This window comes from Arcicella sp. BE140 (genome assembly GCF_031456255.1).
In the GTDB taxonomy this organism is placed as follows: Bacteria; Bacteroidota; Bacteroidia; order Cytophagales; family Spirosomataceae; genus Arcicella; species Arcicella aquatica.
Map to the genome: position 1 here is coordinate 458993 of NZ_JAVDUE010000003.1, position 24076 is coordinate 483068.

A 24076-nucleotide genomic window follows, 5' to 3' on the forward strand; every position below is an offset into this window, starting at 1 on the left:
AAAGTTTAAACAGCTTCATTTGTATCATTACAGACATAGTTTATTAAACTTTAAAAATCCTTCTACGAAAATTTAGAAGGATTTTTTTTCAAACGTCCTTATTTTATATTATCCAATTTAAAATATTTGCTACTCGTAATTATGAAATGTTTCAACCCACTACTATGTTTTGGAGTGTCACTCTTCTTGGGTTTTTCTTGCTCAAAAAGTGAAGAAAATATCATTACAACACCAAAGGATACCACCACCATTACAGTTACTCCGCCAGTTGAACCCAACATTGCTAGTACCGTTGGTTTTTTCTTGGACGATTGGCAACCTAAAAATTATGTAGTTCCTGCTTACACAGACTTTACAGCACCCACAGAAGCCTTAACTACTGTTACCGTAGATGCTTCGGATATTATAGCCAAGATACCCCAACAAATATTCGGACATAATGCCAATACTTGGATGGGAACTTTTGTAGATCAGCCTAGTTTTATGACAGATGTAACAAACCTCAAACCAAACATCATTCGTTGGCCTGCTGGTAGTGGTAGTGATGGCTATTTTTGGAATGCCAGCCCTACACAAGACCCTAATAATAAAAACCGACAAACACCCTCTGCTCAATACATGAAAGAATGGGGGTTACCAGATAAATATATAAACAAAGACGGTGTGGCAGAAGATGCATGGTTTGGCTATGGACAAACCACCGATAATTGGAGGGCCTCATTGAATAACTATTATGATATGTTGAAGCAAAGTAATAATAAAGGCATTATTACGATTAATTATGGCTTTGCTCGCTATGGTACTAGTGCTAATCCCGTTGCTACTGCCGCCCATTTAGCGGCTGAATGGGTACGGTATGATAAAGGAAGAACTCAATATTGGGAAATAGGAAATGAAAATTATGCCGATTGGGAAGCGGGTTATAGGATAGACGTTACTAAAAACAAAGATGGTCAGCCTGAGTTTTTGACAGGAAAACTATATGCCCAACATTTTAAAGTTTACGCCGATTCTATGCGAAAAGCTGCGACTGAGGTAGGCTCAAAAATCAAGATTGGAGCTGTAATGCAGGAATCTGTCACAGAATCTTGGCAGAATAATACTACCAAAACTTGGAATTCAACCCTGATTCCTGAACTCAACAATAAGGCTGATTTTTATATAGTACATAATTATATTACACCTTATCAACAAAAGTCAAATGCAGCCACAGTCCTTAGTTCAGCCCTTTCTGTGCCTGCAAAGATGATGAGTTTTGTAAGTAATGAGATTACAAGTAATGGAGGAGAAATAAAACCTATTGCTTTTACAGAATGGAATATGTGGGCTGCTGATTTGAAGCAACAAGTATCTAATATAAGTGGACTTTTTGCAATTATCGTTCAAGGTGAAGCCATTAAAAATAAATATGGATTGTCGGCTCGTTGGGATTTATTAAATGGCTGGGAAAATGGAAACGACCACGGGCTTTTTAGTGACGGTGGCAGTAGCGACGACCCACGATGGAATCCTCGTCCTTCATTTTATTATATGTATTACTTCCAGAAACTCATTGGCGACAGGCTAGTCTCATCCACCGTTACTGGCAATGTGGCAACATCCATCAAATCTTATGCTTCTACGTATAGTGCTGGTCAAGTAAACGTAACCTTACTTAATACAACGAGCGTCCCACTCACAGTAGAGGTGAAAACGAAAAACTTTCTAGTCGGTAATCGCTATTACTGGTACAGCTTAGAAGGCAGTAACGATAATGGCGAATTTTCAAGAAAAGTATCTGTGAATGGCACTGGACCAAAAGGAGCAGCAGGTGGCCCTTCAGATTACATGACCGTCAAGGCTCGTTCTGCACTCGTTGGCAGTGGCATAAAGGTAATCGTTCCTGCTTTCGGTTCTATTTGTATGGTAGTTGATAAAAAGTAAATTTTTGATAAAGAATTGTAACTACTCATGCTAAAGTAATGAGTCAACATTAAGCGATATAATGGAAAAAGGTAATTTGCTAATCACTAAATGACTCATTCATTAACTTACTCAATTACTTAAAATATGATGAAATATATTTTAGCCATATTCATTTGCATAGGCATGTCTGCTAATCCACAAGTATCAATTAAGATTGATGCTGCTGCTGAAAAAAAAGCTATCTCTCCATACATATATGGAAGAAACAATTCGCTTACCACAGACCCAGGAAAGGTATTGGACATTAACTGGACGATGCTAAAAGATGCAGGCGTAACTTTTTTTAGAGAAAGCGGTGGAAATAACTGCACAAAATATAATTGGCGAAAAAAGCTTTCCTCTCATCCCGACTGGTATAATAATGTTTATGCCAACGATTGGGATGTAGCGGCAAAGTCACTGAAAAGCAATATGCCTACTGCTCAAGGGATGTGGGCGTTTCAATTGTTAGGTAAAGTAGCCAAAACCAATCAAGCGAATTTTCCAGATTGGGATTATAATAAATCACAGTGGTGGGAAGGTGTTAATCAGAATTTAGCGGGCAATGGTACACCAAACCCTACGGGGTCTAAAGCTAAGATAGAAGGAGACATTAACCAATACCTTGAAAATTGGCCAGCAGATTCGACCGTTGCTATTCTAGACCATTGGTTTAAAGATTTAGCCTTGGATAAAAACCAATTGCTGTATTGGAACATGGATAACGAAGTGGAAATATGGAACGGCACCCACGATGATGTAATGCCTGTTCAGATTTCAGCGGAGGAATTTATGCAGAAGTATTTCGAGGTGGCAAAAAAAGCCAGAGCTAAATTTCCTACTATTAAATTAGTAGGGCCAGTGACAGCCAATGAATGGCAATGGTATAATTGGTCAAAAGCCATTAATGCGGATGGTAAAACCTACCCGTGGCTAGAATATTTTATTAAAAGAGTGGCTGATGAACAAAAAAGTTCTGGTATTAAGTTATTAGACGTTTTAGATATACATTTTTATCCAAGTAGTAACAAAATTGATGAAGTAGTACAATATCATCGTGTATTCTTTGATAGAAATTATGTGTATCCAGAAGCAAATGGCGTAAAAGTAGTGAATGGAGGGTATGATAATTCGTTGAATAAAGAATATATTTTTGGACGAGTAAACGATTGGCTAGATAAATACCTAGGTACAAATCATGGAGTAAAACTGGGCTTGACTGAATCTGGCGTGAATATCACCGACCCTACTGCGATGGCTGTTTGGTATGGCTCTACTTTAGGCGAGTTTATGAAAAATGAAGTAGAGGTTTTTACACCGTGGTCTTGGAGTACAGGAATGTGGGAAACACTCCATTTGTTTAGTAGGTATAATAAAAGCTTTTCCATCAAAAGTAGCTCATCAGATGAAACCCTTGTTTCGGCTTATCCAAGTATCAATGCCACGCAAGACTCGATGACAGTCGTGTTGATAAATCGTTCTTCCACAAGTGCGAAAACTACATCCTTAAGTTTTGACAACTTCGTTTTAACAGGCAAAAGTGCCTCATCACTTGCCTTAAAATCATTACCCACTACAGAAACGTTTGTCTCTCACTCTCAAAATGCTTTAAACAAGGGTACCGTATTGATAGATAACAATGCTATCTCGCTTACGCTCCCTGCTATGTCAATTACTTCGATACAGTTAGTTGGCAAATTAGGACAATACTCCGCTGTTTTAGGGACTTTAACAGAGCCTGAAAATACTGTTAAAGTTTTCCCTAATCCGTGTAACAATGAATTTACAGTGGATGCTGGTACTGAAAAATTCAAGCAGTTGGAACTTATGGATGAAGCTGGAAGGCAAATTTATACTCAGGTTATTACCGATGGTGATACGATTATCAAAGTGAATCAAAAATTAAAAACAGGGACTTATCTTCTCAAATTATCGAATGATAAAACGGTGATAGTCAAGAAGATTTTAGCGCTATGACAAGTAAATACATACAGTGAAGTGCTTTGTTTTTTAGAATTTTATGCAGAAATATTTTACTGATGTTTCGCATGAATGAAAAATTAAACCTTCAATGAATTAGTATGCAAAAAAACAAACTATTTTATGCCTTCTGGGTAAGCATTTTTTTGCTATCACTGAATGCATTCGCTCAAGAGAGCCAAAAAGTTTACCTTTCTGGAACTGATAAAGACCATACCGTACAGTGGGATTTCTTTTGTAACAAAGGAATGAACAGCGGGAAGTGGACTAAAATTGCTGTACCTTCTAATTGGGAACTACAAGGTTTTGGCAAGTATAGTTATGGTACTGAAAATCGGAAAGAGGAAACTAAGGCAGACGAGCAAGGGCTTTATAAACATATTTTTGACGTTCCGAAGACGTGGAAAAGTCAGAGGGTCTATATCATTTTTGAAGGCTCAATGACTGATACTGAAGTGAAAATCAATGGAAAATTGGCGGGTGATGTACATCAAGGAGGCTTTTATCAATTTCAGTACGAGATTACAGGGTTATTAAAAACAGGTAAAAACCTACTGGAAGTAAAAGTCGACAAAGCCTCAGCCAATAGGTCAATTGATGTTGCCGAACGTCATGGTGATTTTTGGGCTTTTGGTGGAATCTATCGTCCTGTTTATCTGGAAGTAGTACCGCAAAGTTTTATTGAGCGTTTGGCTATTGATGCAAAAGCAGATGGCAATTTTTCTGTAGATGTTTTTACTTCCAAAACTACTGCTAATCATAGTCTCGATGTACAAGTACAAACATTGGCAGGACAAAATGTAGGAGCGTTGATTTCTACTAACATCAATCCTGCTGACGAGAAGACCGTCTTGAAACAAGCTTTTCAACAAGTAAAATTATGGAATGCTGAAAACCCTAATTTGTATCAGGCAAAGGTGTCATTGAAAGATGAAAAAGGTATCATTCATACACGCACTCAGCGATTTGGTTTTAGAAGTATCGAGGTCAGAAAGCGAGACGGTATTTATGTGAATGGCGTAAAGGTAATGCTTCGTGGCTCTAATAGACACTCTTTTAATCCTGAAACAGGGAGAACTACCAGCAAATCAATAAGCATCAATGATGTAAAATTGATGCAAGAAATGAATATGAATGCCGTTAGGATGTCACATTATCCTCCTGATGTTCATTTTTTAGATGTTTGTGATTCACTTGGGTTATATGTGATGGATGAATTGACAGGCTGGCAAAACAAATACGACACTATTCCCGGCAGAAAGCTCGTGAAAGAAGTAGTGATTCGTGATGTAAACCACCCTTCTATTTTATTTTGGGACAATGGTAACGAAGGCGGTTGGAATAGAGGATTAGATAATGATTTTGCCCTGTACGACCCACAAAAACGTCCAGTGTTTCACCCTTGGGAGCGTTTCAATGGTTTCGATTCAAAACATTATATTACTTATAATTATTTAGCAAACGCCGTTTTGTACGATAAAGACATCATGATGCCAACCGAATTTATGCACGGTTTGTATGATGGCGGACATGGGGCTGGGTTGGAAGACTTTTGGGATTTGATGTTGAAACACCCCCATTGTTCAGGCGGTTTTTTATGGTCGTTTGTAGATGAAGCCGTCGTAAGAACGGATAAAAACGGTATCCTTGATGGCTTTGGTAACAATGCACCAGATGGAATTTTGGGACCACATCGTGAAAAAGAAGCTAGCTTTTATGCTATTAAGGAAATATGGTCGCCTGTAAGGATTACAAAAAAATACTTACCCCGCACGTTTGAAGGAAAACTGCCTGTTGAAAACCACTATTCCTTTACCGATTTGAATCAATGTACTTTTGAATGGCAACTGGTTTCTTTCCCCAAGCCAAGTGATAAGTCTTTAGAAGCCATCGTAAATCAAACAGGAAAGCCTGCATTTACTTCTATTCCTGCTGGTGAAACAGGTTATCTGAAATTGAATTTACCTAGCAATTGGACAGATAGTGAAGCACTTTACTTAAAAGCAACCGACCCGAATGGTAAGGAGATTTTCACATGGTCGTGGGTAATACCTGAAGAACAAGAAGGAACAACAAAGATAATCGCTTCAAAAAGTACTATTTCTAAAATTGAGGCAAGCGAAGAAGGTAATTTCTTGACGATTAAGGCTGATAATATTACCTATGTTTTTGATAAAACTACTGGTTATTTATCTAAAGTAAATAATGCAAAATCAGATATTTCATTGTCAAATGGACCTAGTTTGGCAGGGGTAAATGTTACCCTAAAATCGTTCAAACATTATCCTACTGCCAATGGCTATGAAGTAGCCGTCAACTACGGTGGTGATGGCGGAAGTTTTAATGTATGGTGGAAATTTTCGAGCAATCAACCTGCAGAACTTTCATATCAATATTCACAAAAAGGCGATGCCGATTTTATGGGAATTACCTTCAACTATCCAGAAAATAACATTACTGGCATGAAATGGTTGGGGCGTGGGCCTTTCAGAGTGTGGAAAAATCGCATGAAAGGGTTGAAATATGGGGTATGGCATAAAGATTATAACGATGCTATTACAGGGGAGGACTTTCAATATCCAGAATTCAAAGGCTATCATTCAGATTTGAAATGGGTAGTGATTGAAACCAAAGAAAGTGCCTTTACAGTATATGCAGAAGACGAAAATATGTTTTTGCAGATGCTTCAACCCCAAAAACCTAAAGGTGCGACCAATGATAATACAAGTCCTCCGTTCCCTACAGGGAATATTGGTTTCTTAAATGGTATTAGTCCGATAGGGGCAAAGTTTAATCCAGCTAATTTATATGGCCCTCAAAGTCAGAAAAATATGATGCTGAATTACACGCCTATTAAGGGTAAAATATTATTTGATTTTAAAAATAAAGCTATTGAAAACTAGTTAGTTAATTGTGAATAAATGAAGTTGTTTTTTCAAAAAAATAATTCACTCATTCACAATTCACCCATTTACCATTAGAAAACATGATAACGATAAAAAAACTTAGCAATATATTTTTCCTCAGCTTAGTATTTAGCTGTTCGGGTTATAGTCAGGAAGCAATTTCTACCATTAAAGTAGATACAAAACTGATTTCAGACCAACTGTCACATCCAACGGTTTTTGCTGAACCAAATGATAAATCAGGCAGGTTGTTTGTAGGTGAGCAAGAAGGCAAAATCAAAATCATTCAAAAAGGGAAAGTATTACCAACCTTATTTTTGGATATTACTGACGAAGTAGTTAAGAAAAAAGGCTACGAAGAACGCGGACTCTTAGGCTTGGCTTTTCATCCAGATTTTGCTAAAAATGGCAAATTGTATGTATACTGTAGTATTCCTGTAGCAAATGGTACGAAAGGTGTTGACCATAAAAGTTTAATCAGAGAATACACCGTTTCAAGCAAAGATAAGAATACTGTGGATGAAAGTACTGCTAAAACAGTATTGGAATTTAACGAGCCACAATCTAACCATAATGGTGGAGATTTAAAATTTGGCCCAGACGGATTTTTATACATTGCTGTAGGCGATGGTGGAGGTCAGAATGATAAACATGGCGAGTTTGGTAATGCCCAAAACCTAAGCAATTTTTTAGGGAAAATCCTTAGGGTTGATGTAAAACAATTGCCTTACAGTATTCCAAGCGATAATCCCTTTGTTGGAAAATCAGAGGTACGCCCTGAGATTTTTGCTTATGGTTTCAGAAATCCTTGGCGTATAAGTTTTGATAAAAAGACAGGCGAATTATTCGTAGGAGACGTTGGTCAGGATAATTATGAGGAAGTAGACCTTGTAACAAAAGGCGGTAATTATGGCTGGAGAATCAGAGAAGGATTACACGAAAAATTCCCGAACGACCCAGACCCCAAAAATTGGATTAATCCTATTTCAGAATATCCCCACTCAGACGGATTGAGTATTACAGGAGGCTTTGTGTATAGAGGTAAACAAATTCCGGCACTTTATGGAAAATATATTTTTGCTGACTGGACAGGTCCTGTATGGGCGTTGACTGATAGTAAAAAAGAACAATGGAACAGAGAAAAACTTTCTATCTCGCAAGAGGCTGGCAACTGGCATATTTACAGCTTTGGCGAAGACCAAGCAGGTGAGGTGTATTTGCTAACAGTGCTACTAGGAAGTGATAAAGGAGCATTGTATCAATTAGTGACTAAGAAGTGATGAGTTGTGAGTGGTAATTTGTAAGAAGTTATGTAATTAGTGTGTTTATATAATGTTGTTTATTAATAATTTACAACTTCAAGACTCCCAACTTACCACTCCCAACTAAAATGATTATCCTTAAAATTTATAAACAAAAATTATCCAATGAATAGCCTTAAGTATATAATGTTATGTGTGGTTTCTTTTATTTTTCACCCAAATTTTGGGCAAAAAGTATCAGAAAATATTCGCCTGAATCAAATTGGTTTTTATCCAAATGCGCCTAAAATAGCCGTTGTTGTCAATGCTAAAGCAACCACTTTTTTCGTTAAAACGAGCGATTTAACTAAAACGGTTTTAGTAGGTACATTAAGTACCTCTCGCAAATCAGAATTTTCTGAAAAAACTACCCAAATAGCAGATTTTTCAAGCTTACAAAGCGTAGGTAAATATGTAATAGAAGTACCCTCATTAGGGGTTTCTTATCCATTTGAAGTGCGTGCTAATATCCATCAAAACCTCGCTAAGGCATCCTTAAAAGCCTTTTATTATCAAAGAGCCTCTATCGAACTTTCTTCAAAATATGCTGGGAAATGGGCAAGACCATTTGCACATCCAGATACCAAAATATTAATTCATGCTTCGGCTGTAAGCCCCGAAAGACCAGAAGGCACTGTCATTTCATCGCCTAAAGGATGGTACGATGCAGGCGACTATAATAAGTACATCGTAAATTCAGGTATTACGATGGGAACGCTTTTTTCGTTGTATGAAGATTTCCCAGCGTATTTTCAACAACAAAACCTGAATATTCCAGAAAGTAATAACGCTATTCCCGATATATTAGATGAAGCGCTGTGGAATTTACGTTGGATGTTAACCATGCAAGATACTGATGGAGGCGTTTATCATAAATTAACCAATGCTGTTTTTGACCCTATCATTATGCCTAAGGAGGCAACTAAAACGCGATATGCTGTACAAAAAAGTACTACTGCTACCCTCGATTTTGCTGCGGTAATGGCACAAGCAGCTAGGGTTTTTAAGCAATTTCCAAAAGAGTTTCCCGCTTTGGCTGATTCTTGTTTGCTAGCTTCTACTCGTGCTTGGAATTGGGCGATTAAAAATCCAAACGTGAAGTACGATCAAAATAAATTGAATGAACAGTTTTTACCTAAAATAACAACGGGTGCTTATGGTGACAATGATTCCTCGGATGAATTTTTCTGGGCAGCCACAGAATTATACATCACTACCAAAGATGATAGCTATTACAACACTATTGGGAATCAGCTTAACACAAAAATGAATATACCTTCTTGGAATCAAGTGCGTCTATTGGGGTATTATACCTTCGCAAGATTTCAATATCAATTAACAGGAAAAGCAAAAGACGATTTCCCTGTTTTGAAAAACAGACTCCTGACCTTTATAGATACGTTGGCAAAAGGTGTTGAAAAGCGTTCTTTCCAAACAGTAATGGGAAGAACTGCCAGAGATTTTATGTGGGGAAGCTCTGGTGGAGCTGCCAATCAAGGAATAGCCATGATTCAAGCATTTAAATTAACAAAAAATAAAAAATTCTTAGATTTAGCTTTAAGTAACTTAGATTATCTGCTTGGTAGAAATGGAACTGGGTATTCGTTTATGACAGCCTTTGGTTCAAAAACGCCTATGCATCCGCATCATCGCTTGGCAATGGCCGATGGTATCGTTGAACCTTTACCAGGTTTTTTGTCTGGAGGAGCAAATCCTGGACAACAGGATAAATGTGTTGGTTATACGACTAAAGTAGCTGATGAATCTTATTTAGATGCAGATTGTTCATATTCGACTAACGAAATCGCGATTAATTGGAATGCTCCGATGGCCTATTTATCCGCGGCTATTGAAGCCCTACAATCAAAAATGAGCATGTCTATAAAATGATATTAACATGAAAAAAAACATTGTATATTTTGTATTATTCAGTATGAGCTTAGTATTGAATAATACCCTTTTCTCGCAAACAATTGCTTCGAAAAGAGCAGCCACATTGGGCATCGGAATGAACCTTTCTTATTTAGAAAATTATTGGTTAGGGACAAAGGCTAATCATTATGGTGATTTCTTAAAGATGTCAGAGGTAATGAAACGTAAAAGCATGATTGCTGATATTGCTAAAGAAGGCTTCAAAACTATCAGAATGCCCGTTTGTTTTAGTGCCTTTGCTTCGATACAAGCACCTTATCAATGGGATTATCCGCTTGGACTAACAGCGACAGATTCTCTCATTAAATGGTGTATGAATAATGGTTTAAAAGTAGTGATTGATTTGCATCATCCTGAGTACAACGGTTCGATACCTGAAGCAAATACCATCGCTAGAAAATTATTTTTGTGGAAGAGCGTCGCAGAAAGGTATAAAAATACAGACCCTGAGAAAGTGTTTTTTGAATTACAAAATGAACCCCACGACATCACCGCAGAGGAATGGCGAGCAGAGGCCAACCAATTAATCAGTGCAGTCAGAGCCATTGCCCCTCGCCATACCCTTGTTGTAGGCTTTCATGACTGGAATAGTAGAGAAGGTTTATTAAAATCTGAACCTTTCGATGATCCCAATATTATTTATACTTTTCATTATTACGACCCTTTTATTTTTACCCACCAAGGGGCAACATGGACGAGTCCAGAAGTAAAAGATTTAAGAAATATTCCTTTCCCAAGCCCAACAGACAATTCAACGCTAGTAGTACCTCCCTCAGCAAAAGGAACTTGGGTAGAGTATAACGTTACTCATTATTCAAGATATGGGACTCCAGAAGCAATTTACAATGCACTTGCCAAGGCAAAAGATTGGTCTGTTCAGAAAAATGTCCCTATCTTCTTAGGAGAGTTTGGCTCTTATAGCAATTTTGCAGATGCCGATAGTCGTTGCAGACATGCCAATGCTGTTTACGATGCGTTGACTGCCTTAGATATTCCATCTGCTTGGTGGGAGTGGAATGGAGGATTCAATATGTTTCAAAAAGGAACTACAGCACTATCGCCCTGTATAAAGAGTGATATTGGAAATTATGTCCTAAAAACGTTAGGGTTGAGTAAAACGCCTGAATTAACAGATGTAGATATTCTTTCCAATGCTCGCCAAGATGTTTTTACGATAGAAAGTACAGGTAATACCGTTTATTCCGTACAATTAATAAATCTTCAAGGAAAATCTATTGCAAAGAAAAAATTAAGTAAGAAAAAACTGACAGTAAACAAACAGCAATCAGGTACTTATATTTTAAAGTTTTTTGATGCTAAAAATAGAATTATAGGGTATAAAAAAGTAGAAAAGCCATAGCAAGTTGATACATTGTTAACCATTAATCATTTTATTCTATATGAACATCAATATTTATTCGCATGTCAAACGAGGTGTTTTGCTCGCATTATCTTTAGGACTTTTCCAAAGTCAATACACTGTTGCTCAAAATGTACAAACAATGCTCAACGAGCCTGTTGACCTTAGCAAAGATTTTAAAGATTTTACCAATACTTATTTCGTTGCAGATAGTTTGGCAAGTTTTAATCCTGCTACAGGTTCGGGTAGTATTAAATGGAAACGAAATCAGTATTTTCCTGCCCATGCGTTTAATTATACACAGTCGGCTTTGCATAAAGTGCCGGGAAATGAGTTCCCAGGGCCAGAGTATGCAGAGAACCCTGTTTTACCTTTTTCAATAGAATTTATTTCGCCCAAATCAGTAAGAATCAGAGCTAATACGGGTACTATTACTAGGAAAGACGAACCATCTTTGATGTTAGTAAAAGAACCTACTCGCGACAATTCTTGGCAATACACCAAAATTGTAGGGGGACATCAATACAAAAGTGCGTTCGGAACAGTGACGATTACCGAAAATCCTTGGGGAATAGAATTCAGAGATAAGACAGGTAAATTATTAACCAAAACCCGTGGATTTGCAGATAATAAAACTTCCTATACTGCCTCGATGCCATTCTGTTTTGTGCGTCGTGCGGCAGACTATTCACGCAGTATTGCACCCGTATTTACCCTATCGCCCGATGAAAAAATCTTTGGTTGTGGCGAATCATTCACCAAATTGAACAAGTACGGTCAGAAAGTAAATTTGTATACCTCAGACCCTAATGGTATCGAAACGGCTGGAATGTATAAGCCTATTCCGTTTTTTATGAGTTCAAGAGGCTACGGTATGTTTATGCATACTTCTACGCCTATTACTTGCGATTTTGGCGCTACCTACGGTGCTGCCAATGCATTAATGATTGGGGATGAATCATTAGATTTATTCGTTTTTCTTGGTGAACCCAAAGATATTCTGGATGAATACACGAACGTAACAGGGAAGGCTTCTATGCCTCCACTTTGGTCTTTTGGGTTATGGATGAGTCGTATTACCTATTTTTCCGAAGAAGACGGACGTAATGTGGCGATTAAACTAAGAGCCAACAAAATTCCTACAGATGTACTTCATTTTGATACAGGATGGTTTGAAACAGATTGGCGTTGTGACTATCAATTCTCTAAAAATCGTTTTAAAGACCCTGTTAAAATGATTTCGGATTTAAAGGAGCAAGGTTTCCGTACTTGTCTGTGGCAATTGCCATACTTCGTTCCTAAAAATGACCTCTTTCAAGAAATTGTAGATAAAGGCTTATTTGTCAAAAATGATAAAGGTAATATCCCTTACGAAGATGCTGTCTTAGATTTTACTAATGTTAATACCATTCAATGGTATCGTGAAAAAATTGGTAATTTATTAAAAATGGGTGTCGCTGCCATCAAGGTAGATTTTGGTGAGGCTGCTCCGTATAAAGGAATTTATGCCAATGGTCGCACAGGGTTTTATGAGCATAATCTGTACCCATTGCGTTATAACAAAATTGTGTCTGAACTGACCAAGGAAATCAACGGAGAAAATATCATTTGGGCTAGAAGCACATGGGCAGGCTCGCAACGTTATCCTTTACATTGGGGTGGCGATGCGGAATCTACCAATATGGGTATGGAAGCCGAATTACGTGGAGGTTTATCGCTAGGCGTTTCTGGCTTTTCATTCTGGAGCCACGATATAGGTGGTTTTACGCAAAGAACTCAGCAAGATTTATATCGACGTTGGTTGCCATTTGGGGCTTTGTCGTCTCATACACGTTGTCATGGACAGCCACCTAAAGAACCGTGGGATTATGGCGTAGATTTCATGAATGATTTCCGAAAGGTAATCGAAATGAAGTATAAGCTATTGCCATATATTTATGCACAGTCTAAACACGCTTCTGAAAACGGTTTACCAATGATGCGTGCTTTGTTTGTAGAGTTTCCAGAAGATGCCGGTTCTTGGCAAATTGAAAATGAATATATGTTTGGCTCAGATATTCTGGTTGCTCCGCTCTTTGAACAAGATGCTAGAAGCAGAGAAGTATATTTACCCAAAGGAAATTGGATAGATTATCAAACCAAAAAAGTGTATGCTGGTGGGTGGCATAAGATTGACGGAGGCGAATTGTCAGTAGTAATGTTGGTGCGTGACGGTGCAATATTACCACACATCAAATTGGCACAATCAACCAATGATTTAGACTGGTCTCAGTTAGAATTAGTACCTTTTTCAGTAAGTACTAGTAAGGTAAAGGGTAAAATATGTTTACCATCTGATAATGTTTTACATGACATTTCAATGAGCAAAAAAGGGAAAGCATTTGCATTGGATACAGACCCTTTTGCTGGGAAAGTAAAGTTTATAAAATAATGAAAAGAGGTCGTAGTAAATGAATGCTACGACCTCTTTTCATTAATGAATTTATGTAAATTGACTAATATCAGTATGTTTAACAATTTTATTATCTGAAAACTTGAAAATTGACTTTCTCACTTGCTTGGTGTAGTAATACTACGCCAAGCAAGTGTTGGTAGTACAACTTATTATATAAAAAGATAATCGTGAAAATAGTATTTTATGTTTCCATAATCATTTTTACACTAAATTGTAGTGTTCAAAAAAAACTACATGGGAGTTTTAGAAGTTCTTGTGACTTATATAATCAAACATCGCTAAAGTTGATATTAAATGTAAATGGAGAGTTCCAATATCAATTTGCTTACAATGATGAAATTATTAAGGGAAAATGGAAACTTTCCAATGACACCCTCATACTAAAATCAGATATATTTTTAATTAAGAGAGATCCTCTCTCACCAAAAATTAAAAATTCGGATTTAGTAAATGTTGATAAATATAAAATTAAGAATAATAAATTGTTCGTGATAAATAAAAATGGCGTTTCAACTACTTGTTACTTGCAAAAATATAAATGAGTAATTAGACAAATCCATCACTTGGTGTTGTGTTTTTCACTACGTCAGTTTGTATTGCCACAAACCGTTACCCGTAATATTAAAATGACTATGCGTTCAATTTTAACACTTCTATTAGGCCTTTTCATTGTTAGTTGTAACTCTAAAAACTCAATAATGACAGAGAAAGAGTTTGCTCAGGTGTATTTAGACTCTTTAAGCAAAAAGTATCCGTCTGTAAAATTCGAGTTAAACCCTGACTTGACTATCACATCGAAAAAAGGAGACTCAGATTACAAGCACTATATTGACAATGCCTTTATAGCTTACAAAGCGGAACCAGATTCTATTAATGACATTATTAGTAGGTATGTTGCTTCGACAACCGAATTGTATATAGACCAAAAGTTAGTTAATGTTGGCAATGTAGTTCCAGTAATAAAATCTGTTGAGTTTTTAGACGAAATAAATTCTTTAAGCAAAGACGGAAAATCATTCCCAGTGATTACCGAAAAGTATAACGACCAATTAATAATTGTTTATGCTGAAGATTCTAAAAACAGCATTAAGTTTTTGACAGAAGACGATTTCAAGACTCTTTCAATCTCAAGGGACACATTAAAGTCTATTGCTTTAAAAAATTTTGACAAAAGAATTACAAAAATCCAACGGCAAGGTGATTATGGCTTATTTATGATAACTGCTGGTGGTGATTACGAAGCAAGTTTAATTCTATTATCTTCTATATGGACAAAGGAAAGCTTTCCCGTTGATGGAGATTTTATCATTGCAATTCCTAATAGAGACATGCTAATGGTTACAGGAAGCAAAAATAAAACAGGGATTGCCAAAATTAAAGAAATTGTAGCAGACTCATATAAGACGGGGAATTATCAAGTTTCCGATAAACTATACAAATGGACAGGAAGCAAATTTGAGAAGTATTAATAAATATTACGTGCAATAACTAAACCCTCGCTTGGCGTAGTGTTTTTCACTACGTCAGTGTATACAGCAATGTTACATTGCAAAATGGAGAGCATTTTATAATTATTGCCAAGTTGTCATATACCACTAGCCGTTGCAGACTAGGCGTCGCCTTCTAACAATGCCTAATACGCTGACGCAGTGAAAGCACTACACCAAGTGGGTGTAAAAACTGAATCTATTTTAGGTACAATTGACACTTCGTTTAACACTTGAACCAGCAGGGGAGGCTCTTTTATTTTTATTTATTAATATTTAGTGAAGAATATGAATCATAAAAGTAAAAGGTATTGACTTCTTTCCCTCGTATCACTTGGGTAATAAAAGTTCGATAGCCTCCCAAAATTTTATGTTTGTCTATTGTGGTGGTATCGAACCGTTCTATATTGGTTTTATAACGGTTATTCCATAATTTATAATTTAGAACCGTATCTTTAAAGATTTCAGATCCTCTTCTATACTCATAAACTACATCTCTTTTTGAAGTCCATAAATTACTCCAAACTTCTAAATCAGGCTCTCCAATTCTTTCAATTAAAAATAGAGTATCGGATTTCGCTATAATCATTTTTTGAAATTTACTTATAAATTCTTTCCGCCCCCAATATGCACTATTTGCAAAATTCTTATTTTGACTTTGAGATATTAATATTCTTTTAGACACTTTTTGATTAAAAGCGATATTGTCAGACACTTTACAACCTACCAGAAAAATGAGCAGTATGAAGTGTTTTTTCATTATTTACGATATTTTATTGGTTTAAAGAATAAACTATTTCCTCGCTGTTCCAATTTTAACAACTTGGAACAAAAAATAAAGTCTCAGACTGCAAAAAAGAATACAAATAAACTTACCCTCCCAAATCCTGTAAGGATTCAATATTTATAGCTAATGATAAAGTGGAGAATATCACTCCTTAGGAGTCAAACAATTGTTGCTAAAACGTCTTCTTTTTCTATAAATATTTAAATCCTTCGGATTTTTTACTTGCATTAATAATACGGCTTCTATCAGTTAAATTAAACAATTTGATAAATGAAATTCCCTCGCTTGGCGTAGTGTTTTTCACTACGTCAGTGTGTTCTACAATGTTATATTGCAAAAAAGTAACGCATCTTATAATTATTCCCAAGTTGTGTACTCATATACCACTACTCGTTGCATTCTAAGAAGTCCTGACACACTGACGTAGGGAAAAACACTACGCCAAGCGAGGGAATTAATTATTGTTTTTCGAGGTGATAATTATAGTTCCCAATACCATTTCTGTCTGTGGACATTTGTAGTTTTTTCCCATCAAATGTATAGTTATACGTCCCCTGAAGTATTAACCCCCAATCAAATTCGGCCGTCCAAGCATTTTCATCATTAAATGTTATTTTGTTGTTGTCTGAAGAAAAGGTACCTGACCCCCCAGCAGGTATTCTATTGGAATTACCCGAACAAGAAAATTTACCATTCGTCAATACTAAGGTTGTTTGTCCAGTTTTTATTCCCGAGCTGTAAGTTACAGAAAACGTTCCTTTATATGTTCCGTCTTCAATGTTTAAGTCGTCTTTCTTGCAACCTGATAAGAGTGTTGCGATAAAAAAAAAATCGTTAAAAATTTTTTTGTTTTCATAGTTTTTTTTGTTAGCGCTATCTGGAATTTCATTATTGTACGAAACTCATAAATATTTGAATGTCAGTGTTTTATGATAAACGTTATTAGTTGAAAATGATTTTACACCAAGCAAGGTCAATCAAAAATTGAGGTTTAAAACGTTCGTTCTAAACCTCAATTGAGTAAAAACAGCCTCTTTATTATTTCGCAAATTTCTCTAATTCAGTGTTGAACTTTTCCATTTCTTCAACAAATAAGCCGTGTCCACTATTTTCAAATCGAATGATAGTCGAATTCTTAAGACCTTTTTGCATTTCAGTAGCCAAAGCAAAGTCACAGATTTTATCTTTCACTCCGTGGAAAATCGCTACTGGTATCGTTATTTTACTCAATTCTGGACGTAAGTCAGTGTCTCTCAAAGCTATTAGACTTTGTGTTGTTGCATAAGGAGATGCTTCCAGATTGATGCCACCTAACCAATTTCCTATTCCAGCCGATACGGATGTTTCTGAAGCGGCAAATATTTTACCAAAATTCTCTAATAATTGAGGTCTGTTGGTACGGCTCAAATCAATGAGTTCATTTACTTGGTCTTTAGTAAATCCAACGGCAAAGTCGGCTCTTTTTGTCCAAACAGGGGCGGCAGCTCCAAATAAGGCAAGTTTACTCACATGAGCGGCGTTGTGTCGAGCAACATAATGTAATGATATTGCACCTCCCATTGAGAAACCTCCCAAAGTTGCATTTTTGATACCCAGTTGGTCTAAAACAACTTTAATATCATCAGCATACACATCATAATTATACGTTCCAAATGGTTTGTCCGATTTACCAAAACCTCGTAATGTAATACCAATAACTCTAAATCCTTTCTGAACCAAATATTGGTATTGATACTCATACATGGCATCGCTTAATGGCCAACCGTGAACTAAGACGATAGGTTGGCCATTTCCAAGGTCAGTTACATGAAGGCGTACATTTTTTTCTACTTCTATGTATTCCGCTCGGCCTGCCGAAGCTGCAACTCTTTTGTTTTGTGCCATTAGGCTGTCAGTAAAAAGAGAAACTAAAATTGCGATTGCTAAAATTGACTTTTTCATTTTGTTAATAATTAAATTGTTTATGATTATTTTGATGATGCAAAGTTCATCCAAATAGCGAAGCCCATCAATGGACGGACTTCGCCTTGAATTGCACTTTTTGCCCTAATCATAGAAAATGAAAATATAGCAATAAAATAAGCATGACTTTGTGGTCATGCTTATTGAATAATTGATTCAAAAAGTCAGAATTGCTTTCGAAAGGATGTTGGAGAGGTCCCCGTATTTTTAGTAAAAAATCGGACGAAATAGGCATCGTCTTCATAATTTAAACTATAAGCAATTTCTTTAACTGATAGAGAAGTATGAGCCAACAGACGTTTACTTTCTAAGATTATCCGATTTTTGATGATATCGTTGGGAGTATCTTTACTGAGTAAACCTATTTTTTTGCTTAGACTTTTTGGAGTGATAGATAGCATATCAGCATAATCAGCCACAGTGTGATGTGTTTTGTAATGCTGCTCGACCAATTTACTGAATTTCCTCAAAAACTGAACATCCAAATATTGTTCATTTTCAGCTAATTGATGTTGTTGCTTCCAAATTCTCGTCGATTTTAAAATAATTAGTTTTAATAAAATCCTAAGCATTTCTTCAGTACTGGCATCTTGCGATTGCATTTCAAATTTTACGTCAGTGATAATTTTCTGAATATCCTTCGATTGGTTTTCATCTAATTCAATAAATGGAACTTCAAAAACATTATTGTACAAAATACCATCGCAAGCTACTTCTTGGTCGTGGATTTCTATGCAGTAAAAATCTCTGTTAAAATGAATTAATTCAGCGCCTACTAAGTCTATATTCAATGGCTGTATTACTACTTGGGGATTTACAAATAGTAAGGCATCATGCGGCAGACTAAATTCTTGAAAGTCAACTTTAATCCCATATTTTTGAGGTATAAAGATGATTTTTATGTGGTCTTCTATGGTGTTCATTGACTTGGCAGTGTTGTCATATACAGCCAAGTCGATGCTACCAAATTGTTTATAGTTAAATTGCTTAATCATACTGAATACATATCAGCCATAAAGGTATAAAAAATATAAAAACATATAAGATTTTAAAAACTAAAGGACTCTCTAGCCTCCAATGCTTTACAAAAAAAAGGGGGAAATAGGTGTACCATCGCTTGGCGTAGTGTTTTCACTACATCTGTATGTCAGGCATTCTTGGAAGGTCAAACTAAGTACATAATTCAACCTTCCAAGAAGCTTATCCTTAACTTCTATAAGTACTTTGTCTGTTCACCATCCACCCCGGATATTGTAATGGTAATGGGCTTACTTCATTGATTTTGGCTAAGTCTTCAGGCGTTAATTGAATCTCGATAGAGCGAAGATTATCATTCAACTGAGCAACAGTTTTTGCTCCGATAATTGTACTTGTTACGCCACTTTGCTGTCTGACCCACGCCAAAGCTACTTGTGCTACTGTAGCATGATGAGCGTTGGCAATGCTACTTAGCACTTCTACCAAATCATAACCTTTTTCTTTGTCGATAGGAGGAAAATCAAAATTTACTCTTCTCGAACCAGCTTCTGCTTGTTCCCGAGTATATTTACCACTCAAAAATCCACCTGCCAATGGACTCCACGGGAATATCGACAACTTATGATGTGCAGCCATCGGTACAAGTTCATGCTCAATATCACGGCTTACGGCAGAGTAATAATATTGCAAGCCGATGAATTGATGAAAACCATTGTATTTAGCAAAGGTTTGAGCCTCAGCGACCATCCAAGCTGGCCAATTGCAAATGGCAATGTAACGTACCTTCCCAGTGTTTACAATGTCGTTGAGGGTACGTACAATTTGCTCGATAGAAGTTTTTGGATCAACGCCATGTACGTATAATACATCAATATAATCCATTTGCAAACGCTTCAAACTTGCTTCGACCGAATTGAAAATGTGGTATCTTGATAGCCCAGTGCTGTTAGGGTATTCGTCCATTTTGGCTAATACTTTTGTGGCAATCACCACTCGGTCACGCTGAATATTCAAATCTTTCAAAGCCTGTCCCAACAATTGTTCAGATTGTCCAAAAGAATAGATATTGGCGGTATCAATAAAATTGATGCCTGCCTCTACTGCTACTTTAATCAATTCGTTTACTTCTTGCTGTTGTAGTTTGCCAATATTTTCCCACATTCCAGCATTCTGTCCGCCGAAAGTCATTGTTCCCAAACAAAGCTCCGAGACTAATAAACCTGTTTCGCCTACATAATTATACTTCATTGTCGTTGATTATTTTTGAATGTTTATGAATATGTTTATCTGTTGCAAAATTCCTTACAAATACTTATTTATAAGTAGCCCATAAGAAACAGGAAGTATAAAAAATCAAACAATTGGATGTTTGTCTGTCAATTACGAAACAATTTGGGCGTGATTTGTGAAGCACGTCGAAAAAATGAAGTAAAATGAGAAGGGTCTTCAAAACCCAAGCAAAAACCGATTTCAGCAATGTTCCAATCGGTATGTTTCAATAAAGTTTTTGATTCTTGTAAAATTCGTTCAGCAATTAATTGAGAAGTAGTTTTGCCCGTAACACTTTTTAAAGCTCTGTTTAAGTGGTTGATATGTACGGAAAGATGCGTAGCAAAATCTATCGGATTTCGCAATTTCATCGTTTGAAATGGCGATTCAATAGGGAATTGGCGTTCCAATAATTCAATAAAAAGAGAGGTGATACGATTGTTTGCCGAATGATTTTGCGAAGAAACCACCGTTTGGTTGGGTTTCAAACGCATGGCTTTGTGAATGAGTTGATGTACCAAAGTACGGAGTAAATCGTACTTATAGACGTACTCAAGGTTGATTTCAGTAAGCATTTGCTCGAAAATATGGCTGTATCCTGCGATATTTTCAGTTTCCAATTCATAAATAGGAAAAGAGCCAACTTTGAAAATGGGATACTCTTTGATATTGGGAATTTGTTGAAGAAAAGATTCAGTAAATACACAAAAGTATCCCGACTGCTTTTCACCGATTCTTTCTAATTTGTAGGGAATCATGGGGTTGGCAAAAGAAATGCCTGCCTGTTGTACTTCCACTATTTTATCAGCATAATGATAATAGTTTTTGCCAATCACCAATGAAATTTTATAATAATCCTTTCGACTATACGGAATTGGTTTTTGCGAATTTCCGATAAAATCCTCAATCCGAAAAACATTAAAATGTCCGATGTCATTTTTAAGGTTTTCGGGTACAAAGTTTAAACGATTTTTATATAAATCTTCTAAAGTATGAATTTGTTCCATCTTGCATAATTATAAAAATCAAACATACTAAATTATGATTTGATAGACAACGCATATTTTTTAATTCTCAGATAAAGAAGAAGGCTTTCCCATCCTCAATAAAAACATACAACATCAAAAACCCTAAAATTTAATCAAATCTGTTGTTGTTAGTTACTTAGCTAATTTGGGATACTAAATTGATTTGTACTGGTGGTGAAAATTCAACTATTATGTTGGTGTGTTGTTTTTGCCCATCTTGTTGGGCTAGGCATCCCCATAAAATACCAAAAAGAGGGGAACCCACCGCCCAACCGTTTTAGAGAAGAATTGAGTAATTTGACTTGTGGTTTATAAAACCATTGTTATTACAATACAGTATCTTTGAGGCAGAGTAATGGGGGCAGCTTGAAAAATTATAAAATGTGTTGCATTTTTGTAATGCAACATTGCAGTACACCCTGACGTAGTGAAAAACACTACGCCAAGCGATGGGTTTCAATTTCAACTCCATAAAGCCATAATCATGAGAAATATACTGCTTATTTATTTGCTTGATTCCTTCCTAATTATCCAAATAATAATTTTGAATACTATTCCAGTAAGTTCTCAAATTGGTAAAGAGAGAGTAGATTGTCAGTTAGTTAGTATTGCATTTGAAACGGGAATTTCTAAATTTCATTCTTATCTAAAAAGTGATACCATTTATTTTGAAAATACTATTGGTTTATGTAAAGATTGTATTGAGAGGTCAAGGTTTAAATTTTTGATTGTAAATTTTAACTATTTAGATAATGATACTACGTTATTTTTAAAACCACAATTAGTAATTGGACTAAATTATTATAATTCTAAATCAAAATTAGTTAGAATGGGACTTCATAAAATTCAATATAAACATGAAACTGATGGTTGGGAAGTAGCTTTAGAGGGAAACATTGAAATATATTTTGACAAAAATAAAAACTCAAAACGGATCAAAAAAATTATTAGAAATCTGTAAAACCCTCAGCTCGACATAGTATTTCGGTATTCCACTGTGTTCTCCAGCTGTTCCCCGTCTTTAGCCTTGAAAAATAAGTAATAAGGAACCCAACTCCACCCGTTTTAGAGAAGAATTGAGCAATTTGACTTGTGGTTTATAAAATCTCTGTTATTACAATACATCATCTTTAAGGCCTTATACTGAATTTTCTCTTAAAATAAGGAAAGTTTAAGAAAATAGCCTCGTAGAGGTGATATATCGGTAGCCACATTTGCTGTAAAAATGAAACAAAACTATCCTCCCAGCCCCATCGGGGTGAAATATTTTGCTCCGATGAGACTGGGAGGAGCTAACTAGATACTTCTACCGATATAATGTTCCTAACGTAACTATAATCCCCATGTATAAATCAAGATAGCTCATGTTTAGTACTGAATTTACCCTCATTAACTGATATCAGTAAGCTTAACAATTTTATCATCCAAAAACTTGAAAATAGACTTTCCTTTCAGCTTCAATTCGTCGCCTTTTTTTAATCCATTAGGGAAATCCATTGCTAATATGGCATAATAATCTATCTCGACTTCAACTTCATCACTTTTATGCTCAAATGATGCTATTGTTTGAGTTCTTGCAGAGAAGTAAACTTTTGCCTGTTCAGCTTGTTCTTTAAATGCATTAATTCCTGACAAAGTCATGTTGACTTCTCCATTAGAAATATTCTCAAACACAATATTATCGTCAAAGTCTAACACCATTTTATCAGTATCAAACTGATTGTATCCTTCTATGTAGTTATTAATTATTTTTTCTTTATGAGTCATACAATTATCTATTGCTGAATTGATTGGATTCGATAGATAGGAAATTTATGCTAATAGCTTTATATAGCCAATACTTCCTTTATTTTCTCAATTTTGGTAACTAATTCCGTAGCGTATTCACTATTTGTAATTCCTTTGCCTTCCACAAAGCTCTTATAGAAACTTGGTAAAGAAAACGTCTCAATCACTTTACCACCACTATGAGGCATTCTATTTTTGGCTATTTCCATTACGCTTGCTCCTCCTCTTGCTCCGGGAGAAGTTGATAATAAAAACATAGGTTTATTGCCAAACACAGGACGCTCAGGAATCATAGAAAGCCAATCGAAAACGTTTTTGAAAGCCGTTGTATAAGCACCATTGTTTTCTGCTAATGAAATCAATAAAAAATCACTAGAGGCTATTTTTTCAGCGAAATCTAATGTCAATTGAGGAATACCATCTTTTGCTAACCTATCCACACTAAATAAAGGCATTTCATAATCATTGAGGTCCAGAATCTCAATGGTATGGCCCTCAAAATAGGATGCAATGTGGGTTACTAGTTTTTTATTGATAGAAGTAGAGCTATTACTTCCTGCAAATGCAATTATTTTCATGTTAGATAATTTGTTCTTTTAAGATTGAAATCAACTTAGCAAAGTTCTCCTTTTTCATAATGATAATGCTCTATTGATGCACAACTAAATTGTTCAATAAATATTGGACTTTTCTGGTAGTCTTTTTTTGCTTCAAAGAAATTGTTCTCTATAGCCCAATCATATAAAATAATATCAATAGGGTATACACTAAGAACGCCAGTTAAAGAATATTTACTTATTAATGATTCAGCTTTTTCTTTACTAAAAAATATCCCAGTAGGAAACATCGCTTGCTTTCCCATAAAGACATAAACTTGTTTATTCATTAATGCTTGCCTA

At 35.9% G+C, this 24076-nt stretch carries 18 protein-coding genes; 9 read left to right on the plus strand and 9 right to left on the minus strand.

Translation table 11 applies throughout. The features are described from left to right. The first annotated feature begins 174 nt into the window (after positions 1 to 174). The 8 genes from J2Y60_RS07970 (at position 175) to J2Y60_RS08005 (ending at position 15347) form a co-directional block, all read left to right on the plus strand. The gene (locus J2Y60_RS07970; RefSeq protein WP_309994584.1) at positions 175 to 1923 is read left to right on the plus strand and encodes a hypothetical protein; all 1749 of its coding nucleotides are present in this window, start codon (positions 175 to 177) and stop codon (positions 1921 to 1923) included. A gap of 126 nt (positions 1924 to 2049) precedes the next feature. Then, entirely contained in the window at positions 2050 to 3921 is a 1872-nt protein-coding gene (locus J2Y60_RS07975; protein WP_309915872.1) for a glycoside hydrolase family 44 protein, read from the plus strand. Positions 3922 to 4025: 104 nt separating this feature from the next. After that, positions 4026 to 6827 carry a glycoside hydrolase family 2 TIM barrel-domain containing protein gene (locus J2Y60_RS07980; protein ID WP_309915876.1) on the plus strand — a complete coding sequence of 934 codons (2802 nt, stop codon included), beginning with the start codon at positions 4026 to 4028 and terminating at the stop codon, positions 6825 to 6827. 83 nt (positions 6828 to 6910) lie between these two features. Further along, the gene (locus J2Y60_RS07985) at positions 6911 to 8110 is read left to right on the plus strand and encodes a PQQ-dependent sugar dehydrogenase (RefSeq protein WP_309915879.1); all 1200 of its coding nucleotides are present in this window, start codon (positions 6911 to 6913) and stop codon (positions 8108 to 8110) included. Positions 8111 to 8257: 147 nt separating this feature from the next. Then, entirely contained in the window at positions 8258 to 10021 is a 1764-nt protein-coding gene (locus tag J2Y60_RS07990) for a glycoside hydrolase family 9 protein (protein ID WP_309915882.1), read from the plus strand. 7 nt (positions 10022 to 10028) lie between these two features. Next, positions 10029 to 11423, plus strand: coding sequence for a glycoside hydrolase family 5 protein (locus tag J2Y60_RS07995; RefSeq protein WP_309915885.1), 1395 nt, complete (start codon positions 10029 to 10031; stop codon positions 11421 to 11423). 40 nt (positions 11424 to 11463) lie between these two features. Then, complete coding sequence (locus J2Y60_RS08000) at positions 11464 to 13854, plus strand: TIM-barrel domain-containing protein (RefSeq protein ID WP_309915888.1); 2391 nt, start codon at positions 11464 to 11466, stop codon at positions 13852 to 13854. A 722-nt stretch (positions 13855 to 14576) separates the two neighbouring features. After that, on the plus strand, positions 14577 to 15347 hold the full coding sequence (locus J2Y60_RS08005) for a DUF1444 family protein (RefSeq protein ID WP_309915893.1): 771 nt from the start codon (positions 14577 to 14579) through the stop codon (positions 15345 to 15347). A gap of 280 nt (positions 15348 to 15627) precedes the next feature. Here J2Y60_RS08005 and J2Y60_RS08010 read toward each other — a convergent pair whose 3' ends face one another. The 6 genes from J2Y60_RS08010 to J2Y60_RS08035 all read right to left on the minus strand — a co-directional run bounded on the left by J2Y60_RS08010 (position 15628) and on the right by J2Y60_RS08035 (position 21368). Beyond that, positions 15628 to 16125, minus strand: a complete 498-nt coding sequence (locus tag J2Y60_RS08010) for a hypothetical protein (protein ID WP_309915896.1) — start codon at positions 16123 to 16125, stop codon at positions 15628 to 15630. Positions 16126 to 16610: 485 nt separating this feature from the next. Further along, the gene (locus J2Y60_RS08015) at positions 16611 to 16853 is read right to left on the minus strand and encodes a hypothetical protein (protein ID WP_309915899.1); all 243 of its coding nucleotides are present in this window, start codon (positions 16851 to 16853) and stop codon (positions 16611 to 16613) included. Positions 16854 to 17190: 337 nt separating this feature from the next. Continuing rightward, a complete protein-coding gene (locus tag J2Y60_RS08020; RefSeq protein WP_309915902.1) occupies positions 17191 to 18093 on the minus strand; it encodes an alpha/beta hydrolase in 903 nt (300 codons plus the stop codon). A 185-nt stretch (positions 18094 to 18278) separates the two neighbouring features. Beyond that, positions 18279 to 19109, minus strand: coding sequence for a helix-turn-helix domain-containing protein (locus tag J2Y60_RS08025; RefSeq protein WP_309915905.1), 831 nt, complete (start codon positions 19107 to 19109; stop codon positions 18279 to 18281). A gap of 211 nt (positions 19110 to 19320) precedes the next feature. Beyond that, a complete protein-coding gene (locus J2Y60_RS08030; protein WP_309915908.1) occupies positions 19321 to 20340 on the minus strand; it encodes an aldo/keto reductase in 1020 nt (339 codons plus the stop codon). A gap of 128 nt (positions 20341 to 20468) precedes the next feature. Next, positions 20469 to 21368, minus strand: a complete 900-nt coding sequence (locus J2Y60_RS08035) for a helix-turn-helix transcriptional regulator (protein ID WP_309915910.1) — start codon at positions 21366 to 21368, stop codon at positions 20469 to 20471. A gap of 505 nt (positions 21369 to 21873) precedes the next feature. On the opposite strand from J2Y60_RS08035, the gene J2Y60_RS08040 reads away from it, so the two are divergent. After that, positions 21874 to 22350, plus strand: coding sequence for a hypothetical protein (locus J2Y60_RS08040; protein WP_309915914.1), 477 nt, complete (start codon positions 21874 to 21876; stop codon positions 22348 to 22350). 428 nt (positions 22351 to 22778) lie between these two features. Here the strand turns inward: J2Y60_RS08040 and J2Y60_RS08045 are convergent, their stop codons facing one another. Genes J2Y60_RS08045 through J2Y60_RS08055 form a run of 3 tightly spaced genes read right to left on the minus strand, consistent with a single transcriptional unit; the run spans position 22779 to position 24039 of the window. Next, positions 22779 to 23156 carry a nuclear transport factor 2 family protein gene (locus J2Y60_RS08045; protein ID WP_309915917.1) on the minus strand — a complete coding sequence of 126 codons (378 nt, stop codon included), beginning with the start codon at positions 23154 to 23156 and terminating at the stop codon, positions 22779 to 22781. A 59-nt stretch (positions 23157 to 23215) separates the two neighbouring features. Continuing rightward, complete coding sequence (locus J2Y60_RS08050) at positions 23216 to 23755, minus strand: NAD(P)H-dependent oxidoreductase (protein ID WP_309915920.1); 540 nt, start codon at positions 23753 to 23755, stop codon at positions 23216 to 23218. 35 nt (positions 23756 to 23790) lie between these two features. After that, positions 23791 to 24039, minus strand: a complete 249-nt coding sequence (locus J2Y60_RS08055; protein ID WP_309915923.1) for a hypothetical protein — start codon at positions 24037 to 24039, stop codon at positions 23791 to 23793. Between the last annotated feature and the right edge of the window lie 37 nt (positions 24040 to 24076).